Here is a 17,004-nt window from a genome sequence, read left to right as displayed (position 1 = left end):
TGCCTGGAGTGACTGGGAGTTGGCAGAGACGGTGACCGAACGCGTGCCGGTCGAGCCCGACGCCGTCCCGGCCGGGGGACTGCCAGCACTCCCGGCTGAGCCCGCACCGGACCCGGAACCTGACCTCGACCCGGAACCTGACCCCACGCCCGACCCGGAACCTGACCCGACGCCCGATCCCGACCCGGAACCTGACCCCGGCCCCGGTCGTCAGGAGAGCAGTGACCCGGTCACGACCGGTCACGACCCGGACCGCGACCTGATCGAGCTCCTACAGGAGCAGACCTCGGGCGCTGCTCAGGTGCGCGCCTACGTCGCCGCCACGGGTCTGGACCCGCTGAAGGTCACCGTGAAGGAGATCCACAGCGGCCTGACCGGCCTGGGGATCTCCATCACAGAAGACCAGGTCAAGGCAGGGAGGAGGCGTCTACGCCAGGCCCAGGGCGAGATGGCTCCAGTGATCACCCTGTCCTCGGCGACCGCCCGGCGGGACTCATGACCCCGCGCCCTACGACCGTGACCCCTCGGGGGGGCAAACCGCTCGAACTCGACCCGGGCACAGGGGCCACGGTGACCCCCTCGCCCGGTCACCGTGACCCAGCACGTGGGGTCGGCGACTCGATTGCCGCCGACCGCCGACCCCACGGACGTTGTTCCACCTCCAGTAACCAGGAGTAGAACGTGAAGATTGTCCCACTCGTCGGGGTGGTGGCCGACAAGGCCACGCCCACCCCTCATGAGGTGCCCAACCCATGGAGCGGGGTTCACCTGCCCTCGCCCGTCAACCTGATCCTGGCCGTCCTGGGCCTGTTGGCCCTGATCGGCCTGGCCCACCTGCTCTACCGGGCCGTGATCGCGAAGCCGGGCTTCGCGACCGCCTGGGAGATCCACCGCAAGGCGTCGGCGCGCTCCGCCAAGCGCATGCTCCCGCTGACCCGGCCCTCCCTGGTCGGCCAGCGCGCCGTCCAGGTAGACGCCTACTCCTACCTGATCGGCCGGGCCTGGAGCCCGTTCATGTGCGTCCGCTGCACTCCGGAAGACTCAGCTTTGATCGAGGGCCCGCCCGGCGTCGGCAAGAGCCTCATGCTCGCCAACGCCGTGCGCCGCGCCCCCGGCGCCGTCCTCTACACCAGCAGCAAGATCGGCGACTACGACAACACCGCCGCCGACCGGGCCAAGGTGGGACCCGTGTTCAGGTTCAACCCCCTGGGCCTGGGGGGCGTGCCTTCTGACCTGCGCATCGACCCGGTCAAGGGCTGTCGAGACCTGGAGGTGGCCAGCCGGCGCGGCGCGGCCCTGCTCTACGGCGCTCGCCGTGGCGGCGAGTCGCCCGGCAGCCTCACCGACTACTTCGAGAACAACGCCAACATCGTCCTGCGGAGCTTCCTCCTGGCCGCCGACCTGGCCGGCAAGAACCTGCTCGACGTCTACCGGTGGGCCTCGACCCCCAGCGACGACGAAGCGCTGCGCATCCTCATCGAGCACGACGCGCCCGCGAACTGGATCGAGGGCCTGGAGGCGCGCCACCAGATCACCCAGAGGACCAGGGACGGCATCTTCAGCACGTTGGAGGTAGCCCTGTCCTGGGTGACCCGCCCGGCCGCGTCCTACGTGGTGACCCCCGGGCCGGGTGAGGCCCTGGACTGGAACGACTTCTTGGCCAACCGCGGCACGCTCTACATGTTCGGCGAGGACAGCCCGGCCGGTGACCAGATCGCGCCGCTGTTCACCCTGGTCATCACCGACCTGATTGAGCACGCGATCAGCCGCGCTGACCGCATGCCGCGCCGCCGCCTGGACCCGTTCCTCATGCTCGCCCTGGACGAGGCCGCCACGATCTGCCGCCTGCCGCTGCCGAGCTGGGTCAACACCCTGCGTGGCCACGGCATCCTGCCGCTCATCGGTATCCAGTCCAAGAGTCAGCTCTACCAGGTCTGGGGTCAGAGCGGTGGCGATGCCATCTGGAACGCGGTCGCCGCGACGGTCACCTTCGGCGGTCTCAAGGCCGAGCGTGACCTGCAAGAGCTGTCCAGCCTCTGCGGTGACCGTGAGGTCATCCGTAAGAGCGTCCAGCACGGCCCCAACGGGCCGGTCCACTCCGAGACGACCGAGCACCGACCCGTCATGACCCCCCGCCAGATCCGCCAGCTCCGCCGGGGGTACGCCCTGGTCCTCTACCGCGACATGGCCCCGGTCAAAGTCCGGGTCAGGCGCGGCCTGCGCTGGCGGCCGCGACCGCTGCCGCCGGTCACTCCGGGCGCGGGCCCGCGCCCGGTGAGCGCCTCTGACCCTGCCGTGACCGCACCGACCCCAAGCGAGGTGTCATGACCGACCAGCCCGACCCGACACCTGACCCGGCGGCGGGCACTCCCGCCGAGTTGCCCGCCGGCCAGGTCGCCCGCCAGCTCCTCCAGCTCCGCCAGGAGCTGGCCAGCGTCCGCCGCAGCCTCAACGGCAAGGCGGACGGCGAGACACTACGTCAGCTCACTGACCAGGTGCACCAGCTCGCCGAGCGAGTGACCGCGCTGGAACAGCGGCCCGTCCCGGCCGCGACCGGCGGCGGCAAGCCCGCTGACGCCGACAAGGATGAGGAGCCGAAGGTCTGGGACTGGTCGGTCCTGCTGGCCGGCGACTCCCCGGCCGCGCAGGCCGCCGTCGACGAGCTGGAGGTGTGGGTCCAGAACGTCCTGGGCGGCATCTATGACCTGGTCGAGTACCGCCGCGCCTCCTCCGACAGCCTCCGTCTGCGGGCCATCCCGCCCTGCTGGCTCCAGCACCTCGACCTCATCGTCGAGCTGGGCTGGCTCTACCAGGAGTGGGCCCGCATCTACCGTGACCCCTCCTACGGCACGCCGAGTCGAGCGGGTGACTGGCACGATCGCTACCTGGTCGGCCTGCGCCGCCGCCTGATCAACACCACGGCGGAGGGGTGCGAGAGCAAGCACCGCGACCCAGAGCAGGAAAGGCGGCTCAACGCCCCCAGCAGGGGCTACTGACCCCAGCAACACCACGGCCCGCACTCGTCACCGAGTGCGGGCCGTTCTCGTCTCCAGGGCACCTACAGCCCCGCTAAGGGGGTGTCGTCGTCGCCCAGGCGCGCCGCCCAGAACAGCGCGTTCTCACAACCTGTCAGGTAGCCCAGGCCGTACCGGCGTAGCCAGGCCGCGCCGCGCTGACTCTGCCCGCGCATGCCCTCCTCGGCCCGATCGGCCTCGTCGGCGATCTCCTCCATGGACGGCCGGCGGTCCAGCCGGGCCACCGAGACCGGTGAGGCGGGCACCTCTCCCAGCACCCACCGCAGCGAGGCGCGGTAGCCAGTCGTGTGCTCCCGCCGGGCCATGGCCTCGTAGTACGGCCCGGCATGCTCGGCCAGCTCGGCGCGAATCTCCTCGTCCGGGCGCGGCGGAAGGTAGTCGTCCTGGTACGGCGCGGCCTCGCTCATGGGACCCTCCAGCGGTCGCTGACATGGACCGTACGCCTCGGTGTGTACCCGCTCCATGCCGATCCTCCTACACGGGCCCGTCCGGGCCGCCCTACCGGCCTAGCTCGGCCTCTGCGGCCTGCTGCGGCGCCGCCAGCTCCGCCTGACGCTCCTGGGCGTAGTGGTGCTCGCGGGTGATCTGCTGGCTGTCCGGCTCGCTGGCCACCTCGGCGACCTGCTCGGCCGCCTGCTCTGCTGCGACCTCGGCCGCCATGCGGTCGGCCAGGGCCTCCATCGACTGACGGGCCCGCTCCTGCTCGGCGGCCAGCTCCTGGACCTGCTCTTGGGCGCGCTCGGCGGCCGGGGCCTGCTGCTGGCCAGCGGTCAAGGTGAGGCCGCGCACCGTGCGCTCCCGCACGCTGACCTGCTGTTCGGCGGCCTCGCGCACCTCGTCAATCGCCCGCTGGCTGACGCGCGGGTTCAGCGGGCGCTCCTCGCCGTCGCGCTCGGCGGCCCAGTCCGCGGCCAACTGCTCGAACAGCTCGCGGGCGCGGTCCTGCTCGCTCAGCTCGCGCTCGGCCGTCTCGACCTCGGCGACGTGCTCGGGACCCTCCACGTCCTTGCCCGCCATCCGGTCGGCCAGGCGCTCGAACACCGCGCGGGCCCGCTCCTGCTCGCTCAACTCGCGCTCGGCCGCCTTGGTCTCCTCGGCCTGGCGCTCGTCGCCGTCACGCTCGGGCTGGTCGGCCTGGCGGCGGCGCAGCTCGGCGCGGGCAGCCTCGGCCGTCTCGCGCACCTCGGTCACGTCCCGGTACCAGGTCGTCCGCTCCTCGTACGCCTGCTCCAGCGCCGTGGCCTGCGCGGTCGCCTCGGCCAACTGCTCGCGGGCCTGAGCGGCGCGCTCGGCCAGCTCGGCCGCAACCGCCTGCTGCGACGCGAAGTCGACCGCCGCCGGCAACTGCGTCGCCTGCCCGGCCACAAACGCGGTCACGCCCGGCCGCACCGCCAGGTCCGGCCCGACCGCGACGACCGGGGCCGCCTCGACGCTCGCCTGGCCGTCCACCTCCAGGACCGGCGACACCGCCGTCTCCAGCTCGGCGGCCTGGCCGTCAGCCGTACCGGCCACGAACGCGCTGACCTCCGGCCGGACCGCTCGCCGGGCCTGGTCCTCGACGTGGGCCAGGGTCTCCTGTAGCTCGGTGACCCGCCAATCGACCTCGGTCCGCTCCTGGGTGACGTCGCGCGGCGCCCATTCCAGCTCGCGCTCCCAGATGGCCACCATGTCCCGCAGGTGCCCCTCGGGCAGCTCGGCCAGGCGGACCTCCTCCGGCGTGCGCCCCAGCGCCTGCTGAGCCGCCTGCCAGGCCGCATGCTCCACAACCATGGTGGGCGCGGGCGGCGCTCCCAGCAGGTCCTGACCGTCCTCCAGACCCTGCAACTCCCGGTACGCCTCGACGGCCGCAACCCGCTGCTCCCACTGAGCGCGGGCCACCGGCTCCTCCGGCACAGCCCCCAGCCGCTCGACCGCCCACACCGGCGGGGCGGCCACGGCACGCGCTCCCAGCGCAGCGGTCCGCTCGTCCATCGCGCGGGCCAGCACCTGGACGTACTCACCGACCGCACCGGCCAGCTCCGGCGTCCGCTCCTGCCACGTCTCCAAGGGAGCGCGCTCCGGCTCGCGCTCGTTCAGCCTGGTCTGGATGCGGGTGTAGAGCACGGCGGGCACCGACCGGGCGCCCTTCATCGTGCCGCTGGTCTCCTGTAGCAGGGCGGCCACGTCGTGGCCGGCCACCTCGGCGCCCCACAACTGCCGGTACACCGAGACCGGGTCCTCAGCCTCCAGCCGCGCGAAGTAGTGACCGCCCAGGGTGGCGCGCAGCAGCTCGCCGAACCGGCCGCGCTGGTGCTGCTCGACCAGGTCCGCCCAGACCGGCGCGTGCGCGCCCAGACTCTCGATCCAGTCCAGCTCACCGGCCAGCACGGTACTGGCCGAGTCCTGCGCCGAGCGCCGCGCCAGGATCTGGGCCAGGACGTCAAGGACGCCCTCGTCCTCCTCGTCCACGACGACGAAGCCGCGGTTCTCCTGCCAGCCGCGCCCGAGCGCCACGTATGCCTGCTCGCGGGTGCTGTTCTTGTCCAGCAGGCCATAGTCCTTGGTGACCGTGTCACCCTGCGCCGAGTGCGTCGTGCCCGCGTAGCCCAGCCGGACGTGCTCGGCCACGTACCCGGCCTTCAGCCGCACCCGACCGCCCAGGACCTCCTGGCCCTGGTCGTCGCGGCCCTTGACCCGCTGAACGGTCAGTGCCCCGTCCTGGTGTCGGGCCAGCACCCGGTACATGTACCGGTTGTAGACCGGCATGCCTTCCGAGTCCTTGAGCCGGTTCAGGTTGTTGCGGGCCTGGACCAGGTCCCCGACCCCGGCCATGGTGCCGTCGGCGAGCTGCACGCCGGTCGCCTCGACCCGGCCCAGCCTCACCAGGTCGGCCCGGATGCTGCCAGCCAGCTCGGCCGCCTTGTCCTCCGTCGAGGTCAACACCACCGAGTAGTCGCCGCGCAGCACGTCGGCCACGTAGAAGCGGCGAATCGCCTCGGCCATCTCCTCGGCGGTCCCCGACCGGATCAGACCACGGTCCAGATACGCCTGAGCGGCCTCCAGACGGCCCTGACGCAGCCCCAGGCTCGCCTGGGCCTCCCACTCCCGAACGCTGCCGTCAGCGTTCCTGTAGCGCCGCACAGTGCCCAGCTCGACCGCGCCGACCTTCTCGACCAACTGGGCGAACACACCACCGGCCCCGACGCTGGCAAGCTGACCGTGGTCACCACACACGACCAGCTTGGCCCCGGCCTCCTCGGCCAGCTCGGCGACCGCGTGCATGTCCGGGGTGTTGGCCATACCGGCCTCGTCCAGGATGACCAGGTCACCCGGGCGCAACCGGTACAGCTCACACTCGGCCTTCGGGCCCCGCCCGGCCGCCCGCTCTAGGAACTTCGCGGTGTTCGTGGCCAGCTTCAGCCCCTCACCGAGCAAGACCTGCGCAGCCTTGCTACTGGGCGCCAGACCGATCACACGACCGCCGAACGCCTCCCAAGCGTCGGCGATCACACCTTGGGTCCGGCTCTTGCCGGTCCCGGCCGGGCCCACGATGACGTCCACCCACCGCGACCCGCCCAGCACCGACCAGACCGCGTCGGCCTGGTCCTCGCCGAGCTGCTGCCCGGTCGTCGTGGCCAGACGCTGCAGAACGGCCTCGATCTGCTCACTGGTCAAGGCCTTCGCCCCGACCTGACGCGCCCGCGCCTCGATCGCCTGCTCTTGCGCCATGTGGCTGACCAGGGCGTACCGCTCGTCACGGCCGGGCCGGTAGATGCTGCGCCCGTCAGCGCGGCGCAGCTCCTCAGGCACCTCGAACAGCTCCATGCCCCGAGTCATGACGGTCCCGTACCGGCCGCTCAGCGCCTCGTCGGCCAGCTCCTCCAGCAGCGTGCGCGTGCTGTTGGCGCGGGAGAGCAGGGCCGGGCCCAGCCGGTCGGGCAGGATCTCGTTGATCGCGAAGATCAGGTCACTGCGCGTCCAGGTGGACATCTTCTCCTGTACGCGCTTCAGCGCCTGCAAGAGGACGACCCGCAGCTCCCACGGCTCGGTGTCCCCCTCGGCGCGGGCCTCGATGCCGGCGGCCTCCGCACGGTCGGCGATCTCCCCGAGCGTGGTGTTGAGCCTGTCGCCCACCAGGCGCTGCCACGACTCGACCAGAGCGGCGCGAGAGGGGAACCGCTGTTTGGCCTTCTTCGTCTGGGTGGCCGCATCGCGGCTCATCTCGGCCAGCACGTACGGGCCGGGCTCGGCGCCGCCATGCTCCTTCTTCCACTTGGCAACCCACTCGTCCAGCAGCTTCTGGGTCTGAGCGCGGCGGGTGGACAGAGCGGCCCGCTCCTTGGGCGAAATCCCCACGATCTCGCGAGCCTTGCCATCCGGCCGCATCGCGTACGCCACGGCCCAATGCTGCTGAACCCGCTGCTCAAACCCACGCTCGTAGATCGCGGCGGCGGCCTTCTTGGCCCGAAACAGCGACTGCCCGTCTACGGCCAACCAGCGCTGCTCGTCCCCGTCCATGGCCAGCACCCGATTGAGCAGCACCGCGTGAGTGTGCAGGTGAGGCTCGGCCTCACGGTTCGTCAGGTGGTCCCACATGCCCACGATCCACTCGTGCGCATCCACCCACCGGCCGATGCTCGGCCGGTCATCCTTGGCCTTCTTGTGGGTTCCCGCGCGGGCATAGCCGGCCTCGTCCTGGAGGTAGCGCAGCGCCTCCTCCACAGCCTCCTTGTGACAGCGGCGCATCAGCTCCGCCTCATCCTCGCGCCCCGCACCCAGCAGAGCAGCGTAGAAGATCGAGGACGACTTGCTGGGCGTGAAGGTCAGGTCGTAGAAGTACCGGCTCTTCGGGGCCGTCCTTTTGGCCTCCTCCTGCTCGATCTTCTTGACCTTCTCGGGCTCCTGCTCCGGGTCCACGCCCTCCTTGATCAATTTCTTGATCCTGGCCGCGACCCGCTCGTCATAGGTCTTGTACTGGTACGGCTTCGACCCAAGGCGAGCATCGGCCTCCTCGGCCGCCTTCTGCCGCACCTTGTGAGCAGCCGCCCCCTTCAACCCCTGCGCCCGCACCGTGGCAATGGCCTCTTCCATCGCCTCTCGGGCCGCCCTCGGGTCGGTCAGGTAGCCGAACACTGACCGCGCGTCCGCCTCGTCGACAACCGCGCCGGCGGTCAAACCGAGACTCGCCAGACCGGCGCCCCACCAGATCCCGACCGGGTCCTGACCGGCGCCCTTCGCGTAGTACTGCTCGGGCCCCTCGTGACCGTGATGATCGCAGCAGTCACCGCCGGAGAGCGGATAGTCAATGCCCTCCGCGCCGGTCGTGAAAGCTGTGATGTCGAGGGTCACGGAACTCACTCTACAAGATCGAATTTGACCAGTACATCTTAGATGCAAAGGTGCCTCGCTTTGTTGTGCCCTAAACCCATGAAGATCAACAAAGCTCAAGGGGAGCACGGTGGCCCGGCCACCCGGCAAGATCAACGGTGGGAAGGCATCGAGCGGGCAAGATCGTGAACAGGTCCTCGACGGCACGGAAACCGCAAGATCAACGAGCAGGCCGCGGACTCGCGCTCAGAGGGTGGCGTGCACACGCCAAGAGGGACGCCGTACGTCAGTAAGCGGCCACTGATTGACGTACAAGATCACCGGGACGGGTCGGTCTCCCGCGCTGTGATCACGCCGCCCACGAGACGGCCGGCGGCGGCCACTGCCGCCAGGCGGTCCACGAACTCCCCCGCCGTGGCGGGTGCCGAGTCGAGGGCCAGACCGGTGCCAGCGATCAGCACACAGGAGCCCCGGGCGGCCACGGCCGCCCGCCAGGAGGCATCCGCGGTGAGCGTGCCGTCGTAGACCAGCTCGGCTGGCGCGGTGACGATCAGCCCCCCAGCGCCGTCGAGCGCGGCCGTCCAGCCGGGAGCGGGCGGCGGCTCGACGGCCGCGCCGGCGACGAGGTGTAGACCGTGCGCCAGCATCCACGACGCCAGGCCGTCCACGCGCTCACCGTCGCCGTCCACGGCCGCGCGGGTGACGGGCTCGAACAGCAGCGCCGGAACGGGGCCGCCCTGGACGGGAAGCCAGGCGGCGGCCACGCGGCTGGTGGTCGCCTCGGCTTCGGCCAGCACGCGCGCCTGCAACCCCGGGACGTCGTACACGGAGCTGGGGGCGCACCCGGAGTGCGCCAGCTTGGCGAGGCTGAACAGACCATCGCGCAGGATCACCACGGCGGCCGGCCTCTGCGGCACGCGGCCGGCCTCGCCGCAGGCAACGCAGCTATAGGAGACGACCGCGTCCGTGCGCAACAGCTCCAGGTCCTCGGCCGACACCAACGCGGCCACCTCGGGGGCTACCAGTACGCCGTCCATGCGGGGAGCGTAACCCGGCCCGGCGGGGACGCCAGCGGCCCGAAAGTTTGCAAACTTTGATACGGCTGGCAGGCTGCCTGTGTGAGCAGTACACGCGCGACTACGCCCGTCCGGGTACACCTGGCCTTCGGCACCCTCGGCCGCCTCCAGACCGTGATCAAGGCAGAGAAGGCGCGGGGTCGGGCCTTCCTGGTGGCGCTGCGCAGCCAGCTCGGGGCAGACGCCCCGGAGCGGTCGGCGGCTGAGCGTGCAGCAGCTCGGGCGCGGGCGCGGGCCCGGCTGGCCGAGTTGCGGCGAGACGGGGAGCTCACCGACACCCGCGACGTGCTGGTGACGCATGCACTGCGCGCGGAGCTGGCCGCACGCGGCTGGGATCACGACTGGCCGCCTCCGCCGGCCGACGCCCCCGGCGCGGGGCGGTGGCCCGGCAGCATCGCGCGGTCCTGGCCAGAAAGCCTGACGGTCCGGTTGCCGGCGGACCTGGCCGCCCAGTTGCAGCGGGCCTGCGCTCACGTCAGCGCGCCCGCAGTGGCGGCCGTGCGCGTCTGGCGGGACGCCCACCCGGGGATCATCACCCCCCGCACCGATCCCGCCCTATGGGAGGAGTACCAGCGCCTGGCCGCCGACGTGATCACGCCTGGCGACGTGCTGCGCGCCGCCGTGGCGCGCGCCCTTCCGCACCCGCCCCAGGACTGACCAGCCACGCCCCCGGATGGGCCGGTCATTCAAGGTTGCAAACTTGAAAACCGCTGGTCAGGCCCAATTCGGCCCAGTTGCAAACTGTCGGTGGTGCGGCGTACGGTCGGGGACGTCACCACCCCCCAAGGGACGACCGTTCCCCGGAGCCGAAGGAGGCCGGCCGTGGCCGAGCACGACCAGGAGGACGGGCCCGCGTCGAGCGGCCCCGTGTACTACGAGCGGTGGTCAGAGGTCCCCTGGGACCTGGCCAGCAAGAGCCAGCTCGCCGGCGCGGACCTGCCGCGTGAGCCCGGCGGGCCGGTGGTCGCCTACGTGGCGGGGCAGGACTGGCGCGGCAAGGACGCCGAGATCCCGCTCTACCGGGTGGCCGACTGCCTCCCGACCCGCGCCACCGCCGGCCAGCTCGTCGCCGCCGCCCGGCGCGCTACCGCCACGGTGCGGACGTGCGCCGACTGCGGGGCGCAGTGCCAGCAGGGCCTGGCCGAGCGTGGACAGAGGCCGCGGTGCATCGCCTGTTCCCACATCGCCCGCCTGGTCGCCGAACAGATCAGGCTCCGGGAGAAGCGCGTGGTCCTGGCCGATTGGGCGCGCGACCTCCTGGCCGACGCAGCCACGGCGGTGGTGTGGGTCACCCTGCACGACGCTCCGCGCACTCCGGCCGGACGGGCACGGCCGCCGCTGGCCGCCCGGGTCCAGGCCGTAGACGGCACCGGGGCCCGGCTGCTCGACGTGCTCATGCGCCTGGCCGGTCCGCGCACCGCTGGCGCACCGGATGATGCGGTGTCGGCGTCGCAGGGCGCAGCGGCGCTGATGGACGCCCTCGACGGCCGGCGGCTGGTCGGCTGGAACGACTGCCCGCTCTCGTCGGTCCGTGACCGCCTGGCCGCTCTCGGCTCCCCGGTCCGGCTCAGCGGTCCCGAGGACGAATGGCTCCCTGATGGATGGCGCGGCACGGCGCGGCACCGAGTCGCGCAGTGGCGCGGGGAGCTGGACCCGCTGACTGGCTGGCTGCGCTCGCCGTGGCCCCCGGGGTCGGCTGACCGGTTGTGGCTGCTGCTGCGCCGGATGGCCGACACCACGGTCGAGGCCGGCCGCCCTGGGCTGAGCGCGCCCAGCCTCAACGGGGTGGCGGTGTCGAGCATGCGCGAGCCCGTGCGTCTCACGATCCGCGGCTCGGCCGCCGGGACCAACGCCATGTTGGAGGCGCTGACCCGGCTCGGTGTGGAGCGGGCCGTCGTGGCCGCCACGGTGCCCGCGCGGGACAACAGCGACCAGCACGTCACGTACATGACCGTGGACGGCGCCCTCGACGGCCAGGCCGCTGGGGAGGTGCACGTCTGATGGTCCAGGTCAGAATCATGGACAACGACCCCGAGCGCGTCCGCCAGGTCGCCGAGCTGATGCTGCCGCTCCTGGAGGCCGCAGTCACTCTCCAGGTGGGCGACGCGGCCGAGATCCCGAACCGGCGCGGCCCCGGCCTTCGCATCACCTTCGACGTGCGACCGGCGCGGCCGGCGGAGTGGCGGGTGGAGGACGCGCGGGTCGTCGACGACCCCCCGGTGGTCCGCGTCGGCCAGCGTGCGCTCCCGCCGGTCGCTCGTCGCCGCCCCGGTGGCGCACTCCCACGCTGACCCCCTACGACAGGAACAGGACCCCGGCCCCCAGCGGCCGGGGTTCCGGTTTTTCAAGGTCGTTTGAGGTGCACGTCAGACACCACGGGTCCACAGGCAGCCCGTGGTCCCGTGGTGCAGGCGCTGACCGGTTGGCGTGCGCATGCCAACGGCACGGCCATCCGGCTGAGGTTCGCCGGCCTGTCGGTGTTGCGGCGTACAACAGCGTCATGGAGACCTTCGACGTGATCGTGACGGCCCGCTCCAACACAGAGCTGGCGCCAGCGCAGTTCGATCAACAAGTGGCGATGCTCAAGCAGGTTCTCGCCTGGAATGGGACCACATGGGGGATGAGGCTCAGCGGCTCTCACACCGAGCACGTCGGCACCGTCCTCACCCACCTCTTCGAGGTGGCCCGCCTGTACGGCCCGGCTATAACAGCGCAACTGGTCCCTGCGGCGCAGGTGGACGGGACCGCCGTCCCCGGCTGACGGTTTTGGGTGCCTCGGCACACAGAACGGCCCCCGGAATTCCGGGGGCCGTTGACGTTCGGTCGTGCTCTTCGCTGGGGCGGTCAGTCGTTGGGCTGCCTGGTCGAGGGAGTCAGTCTCGCTCCACCGACTCCAGACCGCCGGCCGCTGACCGGGCCCGGCCAAGCGCCTCCGACAGCTTGGCGGCCTGCGCGCACGCGGCCAGGGTTGCACCGGCGAGTGTGGCGTGCGCGGCCTCGGCGTCGCCCGCGTGCTTGCCGTAGTCGGGGTTCTCCCGGACCGCTCCTTCCGAGACCTGCTCGCCCACCCACCGCTCCATCTGCTGAAGTGCCTGCGGGAGCTTGTCCAGGGCCGCGATCAGCTCGCCGTACACGCTGTAGACGGTGGCCGGGTAGACGATGCCGTCGTTCCCCGGCATGGTCGCGTAGTTCAGCATCCGAACGGCCGCGTCGATCCCGGCCGCGATGGCGCGCGTGCCCTCGGAGGAGTGCGGGCCGTTCACGGTGACCGGCTTGCCGTCGTCCTCGGTCCTGATCTCGATCATGCGTCCGACCTTCCTTGACCTAGTGGATGATTTGGGCCAGCCGCTCGCGCTGCTGGTCGATCAGCTTGTTCACGGCCTCTGTGGCCAGGCGGGAGCCGTCGATGTAGTCCCAGCCCAGGAGCCAGTCACTCGTGTTCATGCCGAACTCCGGCGCGACGTCGGACACGGTCAGCTCGTACCCTTCGCCGGCCTCTCTCAGGTGCTCCTCCTGCGCCCTCTCGATCAGGAGGGCGATGTCGTCCCAGCGCCCCGCCGCCTCTAGCAGCTCCTGGTGCGCCTGAGCGAGGCGGAGCTGCTGGGCGTTCCACTGGTCGTTAGAGGTGACCGTGAACGCGGCGAACGCGGCATCCACGCCGGTCCGCGCACTCACGTAGGACAGCCACAGGGGCAGGGCCCGCTCCAGCAGGGGCCGGACCTGGATCTTGAACCGGGCCTTGGCCCACATGATCCGCGCGGCGCGATACTCGGCGTGCAGCGTGAACCACGCTTCGCGCGGCAGGTCGTCCGGCAGGTCGCCGTACTGAGGCTCCAGGTCTTCCGGGTCCTGCTCATGCCCCGAGAAGGGCCGGAACGTGAACTCGTAGGAGGCCGTGCTGACCGTCGTGCCGGGCCGGGTAACCCGCCCGCTGAGGTAGTGCGGGTGGTGGTGGCCGGCGAGGGGGTCCGCGGTGCTGATCGTCGTCATGGTCTCCTCCGTGTCCGTGGGAGTGTCGAGGGCCGTGCGGACGGTGCCCTTGGCCAGGCCGCTCGCGTCCGTGATCTCGGCGAGCGTCGCGCCGGCGTCGCGGGCGGCGCGCACGAGTCGGTCGCGGTCGTTCATGACCCCGCGCCAGGTGCGCAGGGCCGCGAGGGCGACCTCTTTGCGTTCCGTCATGGGTCAAAAGTAGCCGGGTCAATTTTGACCCACAAGCGGTTTGGTGAACCGTACAGAGTACGTTTCATTGAACCGAACAGACCCTGGATTCTGTTGCCTATACGAAAAGACGCCCCCGCAGGTCGGGGCAACGGCGCACCTCACCGCCACAATTCGGCCTGGAGTATGGCGGCCCTGTCCACAGCCGAAACCCCCTCGATGGCGTGTGCACGCCAACCCGGGATGCGTGGCCCCTCGGCCCTACTCGGCGGCGCGGTCGCCCACTTCCGCCACGGTGATGCCGTGTTATCCCTGCCGGGGGATCAACTCGTGGGAGGTGCACGCAAACACCTGCACACCGTCGATCACGCCCACGGGAACCATGGCCTGGTCGTCGCGGGCACACCGTACGCACGCCAGGCCATCACGCTGAGCCGCGGTGAGGTTGACAGAATCCATGATGGCTAGTTTCCCTTCGGTCGGCTTTTGGTCCGGCGAGCGTCGGCGGACGGGTCCAGCGCCACTCCAGCGCCCCCGCGCGAGTTGAGGAATGCCACCACGTCACCAGTCCGGTAGAGACGCCGCGCGCCCCGGTCCTCGTGCGCGGCTCGCTCGTCCAGCAGGTCCCGGTACTGCGTAACCGTCTTCCCGTCCACACCCAGCAGCCGCGCGATGGCACCCAACGTGCGCCGCTCGTCCGGGTCGCCCGGCACGTCGTACTCCTTCGGGGCGGGCCGCTCCCGCTGTTCCTCCCACTGGACCCGCCAGGCGGCCAGCTCGGCCGCGTCGAACTCCGGCGTGCCGGGTCCGCGGCGGCCGGGCTCGCGCCGGCGGCCGACCGGCTGGGGGAACCCGGGCTGGGTCCGCCAGTGCTTCTGGATGCTCACCTCCTCCCGGCCGATGCTGTGGGCCCACTCGGCCAGCGTGATGCGCGTGCTCTCGTCGTCGGTCATGGCGGTCATCCTCTCGTCGTCGTCGGCGCTTGGCGTGTGCACGCCAGTGGCGTCGACCAGCGCTCCCCCGGGGCCGGCGCTACGCTGGGCGGGTCCTCCCTCGTGGGGTGGGACATGGGCGGCTGGTGTGTGCGAGCGGGCGAGAGCCCGTATCACTGGCCGCCCTTTGCGCACGTCAGGCACCCACGGGTCCACAGGGGTCCCGTGGTCCCGTGGCGCTGATCACCCCTCTTGCGCGTCTAGAAGAGCTCCGCCTGGGCGTGCTGGTCGTCCCGCCGGGGGCCCGGGTAGACGACCCGCTCGATCGCCGGCGACATCTCGCGCCCCATGTCGTAGCCGCCGCCCGGTGCGCGGCATGGGACGTGCCGACAGCCGTACCGGGATCGGTAGGTGATGACGGGGCCGCCGGACTCGAACCATCCGGACGGGTAGGCCGCGGCTGCCGCCGCCTCCCAGCGCCGCTGAACGGCCGGGCTCGCGTTGTGGGGCGGCGGGGCCAGGGCGGGCAGCTCCCGCCACCCGGGGAAGGCGTGGTCGTGACCGTCCTCGACGGCGGCGCGCTCGTGGCTGCGGGCCGGCCCTTCGTGGCCACAGCGGGGGCACAGCGACCGGTACCGGGTGTGCGCCTCGGCGTCCTCGGTCGGCTCGACGGGGTCGCCGGGTCGCCGGGTGGCTGATAGCACGGTCACGGAGCAGGCGCGCGGCGTCGAGCTGGCGGGCTCGGGGTGGGTGACGTGGATGCTCCAGAGCTGCGGCGTCTCGGCCATGGCTGGGACCTCCGGGTCGTGGGGTGGAGGTGGCCGGCCGGAGTGTGCGTCTCCGGAACCGACCCCCTTAACTAGTAACAGTATACCCGATCAACTGATCATTATGCCGCTGATTCGCTTCCCGAGCTGGAGTTTTACCCTCGACTCCGGCCGCCGCGACGGTGACCGGCCCATCCCGGCGAGGCGCGATCGGGCGACGGTGGCCAGCACCTCAGGGCGAACTCGGTCGCGGCGACGAGCCGGACGGCCGGGCTCACCGACTCGGCGTGAGGTCTGCCGCCGATGAACGGGGGTGGCTGCTACCTCGACCGGTGCCGTCCGGGTCGCCGCCGTGGTGTCGCGCGTTCTCCCTGGTCAGGCTCACGCGGACGGGAGTGCCAGCGGGCCGCTCGCTATTGACGCGGGGATCGCCTCGGCGAATTCGCGGACGGCACGCTCGCCTGGGTAGAGCTGCGCCAGCTCGGCCGCCAGCTCGGCGGCGCGGTCCATGAGGCCGGCCGGGCTGCGCCCCACGGCCAACCCGGCGCGGCCGTGGGCCACCGCCTCCTCCAGCTCCCCCCGGCGGCCAGCCAGTACGCCCTGAAGGACGCGGGTGATGCCAAGCCTGGTCGGCCAGCGGACCGCTCCGTTGCTGGTGCACTGCCGGACGACCTCGGCGGCGTGCTCCTCGGCCAGGGCGTTGTGAGGGGGCTGGCGGAGCCAGGTGTGGATGAACGTCCCGTAGAACTGGACCTTGGTCGGGTCGATCATGAAATGGTGCTCCGGCGCGCTCGGCCGGGGGAGGTGATCGATGATGGCCTGCGCTTCGGCCAGCTGCACGACGGTGGCCGGCGCGTCTCCCATGCGGGCATGTCCCCGGGCGGCCTGTAGGTGAAGCTGGGCCGCCGCGTGGGACGCTCTGGCGTGCCGGAGACCGACCTCGCACGCCGTGACCACGTCGGAGTACCGGCCCTGTACGAGGGCGATCCAGGCGGCGATCTCGTAGGACCAGGCGATCAGCTCGCCGTGGCCAGCCTCTCGTCCCAGCCGCGCGCACAGCCGGCGGGCTCCCTCGGCGGCCAGGACGTCGTCCACATCGAACGCGACGCAGGCCAGTAGTGCGGACAACCACCCTGCCTGAACGACGATCTCCCGGTGCTGGGCCAGGGTGATGCGCCCGTCCCTCAGCGCTGCGGCCGTCCGGATCATCGACGTCGCTTGCTGGCGCAGCGCGGCCGGAGGCATGGTCGGGTAGGCGCAGCACAGCCGGTAGACCATGACCTCCAGGTCCTCCAGGGTGCCGGGGCCGACGTCGGACGACTCCAGCAGCTGGCCGAGTTGGAGCACATCTCCGGCGCCGTCCACGGCCGCCAGCTCGGGCGCCGGCGCGTTCGGGGGATCCGCGGTCGTCGACGACTCCGCGAACAGCTCCTCGACCGGGATGCCGAACGCCTTGGAGTAGAGCAGCCGGTACAGCTCGGACGGCTTGTGGTCGCCGCGCTCCCAGCCCTTGATCTGGTCGCGCAGGCTGGCGGGGTGGGCCAGCGCCACCTGGCCGCCGGCGGCTACGCGCAACCGTCGCGCCATCTCCGCCCTGGTCCATGTCCGGTCCGGCCGTAGCCGCTCAGCGCGTAGCCGCTGCGCCCATGCGGGGGGCTCGCCGATGGCCTTGCTCATGCCTCACTCCAGGTCGGCCGGGGGATATCCGCCTGTGTGCCAGTCTGCCCCC

15 protein-coding genes are annotated in these 17,004 nt (G+C 71.5%); 7 read left to right on the top strand and 8 right to left on the bottom strand.

The features are described 5' to 3' along the window. The 3 genes from DMB42_RS53990 to DMB42_RS52020 all read left to right on the top strand — a co-directional run. Positions 1-499: hypothetical protein (locus DMB42_RS53990; RefSeq protein ID WP_221762751.1), on the top strand; the 499-nt coding region annotated here is incomplete at its 5' end. A 182-nt stretch (positions 500-681) separates the two neighbouring features. Then, the gene (locus tag DMB42_RS52025; protein WP_125649610.1) at positions 682-2,328 is read left to right on the top strand and encodes a type IV secretory system conjugative DNA transfer family protein; all 1,647 of its coding nucleotides are present in this window, start codon (positions 682-684) and stop codon (positions 2,326-2,328) included. Next, positions 2,325-2,996 carry a hypothetical protein gene (locus tag DMB42_RS52020; protein WP_125649607.1) on the top strand — a complete coding sequence of 224 codons (672 nt, stop codon included), beginning with the start codon at positions 2,325-2,327 and terminating at the stop codon, positions 2,994-2,996. Before DMB42_RS52025 ends, DMB42_RS52020 begins: the two co-directional genes overlap by 4 nt. 62 nt (positions 2,997-3,058) lie before the next feature. Here DMB42_RS52020 and DMB42_RS52015 read toward each other — a convergent pair whose 3' ends face one another. From DMB42_RS52015 to DMB42_RS52005, 3 genes are all read right to left on the bottom strand, one after another. Continuing rightward, a complete protein-coding gene (locus DMB42_RS52015; RefSeq protein ID WP_125649604.1) occupies positions 3,059-3,442 on the bottom strand; it encodes a hypothetical protein in 384 nt (127 codons plus the stop codon). A 91-nt stretch (positions 3,443-3,533) separates the two neighbouring features. Continuing rightward, positions 3,534-8,363 (bottom strand): MobF family relaxase, encoded by a 4,830-nt coding sequence (gene mobF / locus DMB42_RS52010; RefSeq protein ID WP_125649601.1) that lies wholly within the window; start codon positions 8,361-8,363, stop codon positions 3,534-3,536. 296 nt (positions 8,364-8,659) lie between these two features. Continuing rightward, a complete protein-coding gene (locus tag DMB42_RS52005; protein ID WP_125649598.1) occupies positions 8,660-9,379 on the bottom strand; it encodes a hypothetical protein in 720 nt (239 codons plus the stop codon). An 81-nt stretch (positions 9,380-9,460) separates the two neighbouring features. On the opposite strand from DMB42_RS52005, the gene DMB42_RS52000 reads away from it, so the two are divergent. The 4 genes from DMB42_RS52000 (at position 9,461) to DMB42_RS51985 (ending at position 12,179) form a co-directional block, all read left to right on the top strand. Then, positions 9,461-10,075 (top strand): hypothetical protein, encoded by a 615-nt coding sequence (locus DMB42_RS52000; RefSeq protein WP_125649595.1) that lies wholly within the window; start codon positions 9,461-9,463, stop codon positions 10,073-10,075. Between the two features lie 165 nt (positions 10,076-10,240). Continuing rightward, on the top strand, positions 10,241-11,419 hold the full coding sequence (locus DMB42_RS51995) for a hypothetical protein (protein WP_125649592.1): 1,179 nt from the start codon (positions 10,241-10,243) through the stop codon (positions 11,417-11,419). Continuing rightward, the gene (locus DMB42_RS51990; RefSeq protein WP_125649589.1) at positions 11,419-11,709 is read left to right on the top strand and encodes a hypothetical protein; all 291 of its coding nucleotides are present in this window, start codon (positions 11,419-11,421) and stop codon (positions 11,707-11,709) included. The genes DMB42_RS51995 and DMB42_RS51990 overlap by 1 nt, the downstream gene beginning before the upstream one ends. Positions 11,710-11,918: 209 nt before the next feature. Continuing rightward, positions 11,919-12,179, top strand: coding sequence for a hypothetical protein (locus DMB42_RS51985; RefSeq protein WP_125649586.1), 261 nt, complete (start codon positions 11,919-11,921; stop codon positions 12,177-12,179). 112 nt (positions 12,180-12,291) lie between these two features. On the opposite strand, the gene DMB42_RS51980 is transcribed toward DMB42_RS51985, so the two are convergent. From DMB42_RS51980 to DMB42_RS51960, 5 genes are all read right to left on the bottom strand, one after another. Beyond that, positions 12,292-12,723, bottom strand: a complete 432-nt coding sequence (locus DMB42_RS51980; RefSeq protein WP_125649583.1) for a hypothetical protein — start codon at positions 12,721-12,723, stop codon at positions 12,292-12,294. A 19-nt stretch (positions 12,724-12,742) separates the two neighbouring features. Continuing rightward, positions 12,743-13,597, bottom strand: coding sequence for a hypothetical protein (locus DMB42_RS51975; RefSeq protein ID WP_125649580.1), 855 nt, complete (start codon positions 13,595-13,597; stop codon positions 12,743-12,745). Positions 13,598-14,040: 443 nt separating this feature from the next. Further along, positions 14,041-14,529, bottom strand: coding sequence for a hypothetical protein (locus DMB42_RS51970; RefSeq protein WP_125649577.1), 489 nt, complete (start codon positions 14,527-14,529; stop codon positions 14,041-14,043). Positions 14,530-14,768: 239 nt separating this feature from the next. After that, a complete protein-coding gene (locus tag DMB42_RS53985) occupies positions 14,769-15,296 on the bottom strand; it encodes a DUF6349 family protein (RefSeq protein ID WP_185845341.1) in 528 nt (175 codons plus the stop codon). A gap of 360 nt (positions 15,297-15,656) precedes the next feature. After that, positions 15,657-16,952, bottom strand: a complete 1,296-nt coding sequence (locus tag DMB42_RS51960; RefSeq protein ID WP_125649571.1) for a helix-turn-helix transcriptional regulator — start codon at positions 16,950-16,952, stop codon at positions 15,657-15,659. Positions 16,953-17,004 lie beyond the last annotated feature (52 nt).

Origin of the sequence: Nonomuraea sp. WAC 01424, assembly GCF_003947315.1 — a bacterium.
GTDB classification, from domain to species: Bacteria; Actinomycetota; Actinomycetes; order Streptosporangiales; family Streptosporangiaceae; genus Nonomuraea; species Nonomuraea spiralis.
The sequence above is the reverse complement of the archived record's forward strand: the minus strand, read 5'-3'. Positions and strand labels throughout refer to the sequence as shown.

Bases quoted from the DNA above. Each gene is read 5' to 3' on its own strand.
- DMB42_RS52020 (WP_125649607.1), top strand. From the start codon at position 2,325: ATGACCGACCAGCCCGACCCGACACCTGACCCGGCGGCGGGCACTCCC.
- DMB42_RS52015 (WP_125649604.1), bottom strand. From the start codon at position 3,442: ATGAGCGAGGCCGCGCCGTACCAGGACGACTACCTTCCGCCGCGCCCG.
- DMB42_RS52005 (WP_125649598.1), bottom strand. From the start codon at position 9,379: ATGGACGGCGTACTGGTAGCCCCCGAGGTGGCCGCGTTGGTGTCGGCC.
- DMB42_RS51990 (WP_125649589.1), top strand. From the start codon at position 11,419: ATGGTCCAGGTCAGAATCATGGACAACGACCCCGAGCGCGTCCGCCAG.
- DMB42_RS51985 (WP_125649586.1), top strand. From the start codon at position 11,919: ATGGAGACCTTCGACGTGATCGTGACGGCCCGCTCCAACACAGAGCTG.
- DMB42_RS51980 (WP_125649583.1), bottom strand. From the start codon at position 12,723: ATGATCGAGATCAGGACCGAGGACGACGGCAAGCCGGTCACCGTGAAC.
- DMB42_RS51975 (WP_125649580.1), bottom strand. From the start codon at position 13,597: ATGACGGAACGCAAAGAGGTCGCCCTCGCGGCCCTGCGCACCTGGCGC.
- DMB42_RS51970 (WP_125649577.1), bottom strand. From the start codon at position 14,529: ATGACCGACGACGAGAGCACGCGCATCACGCTGGCCGAGTGGGCCCAC.
- DMB42_RS53985 (WP_185845341.1), bottom strand. From the start codon at position 15,296: ATGGCCGAGACGCCGCAGCTCTGGAGCATCCACGTCACCCACCCCGAG.
- DMB42_RS51960 (WP_125649571.1), bottom strand. From the start codon at position 16,952: ATGAGCAAGGCCATCGGCGAGCCCCCCGCATGGGCGCAGCGGCTACGC.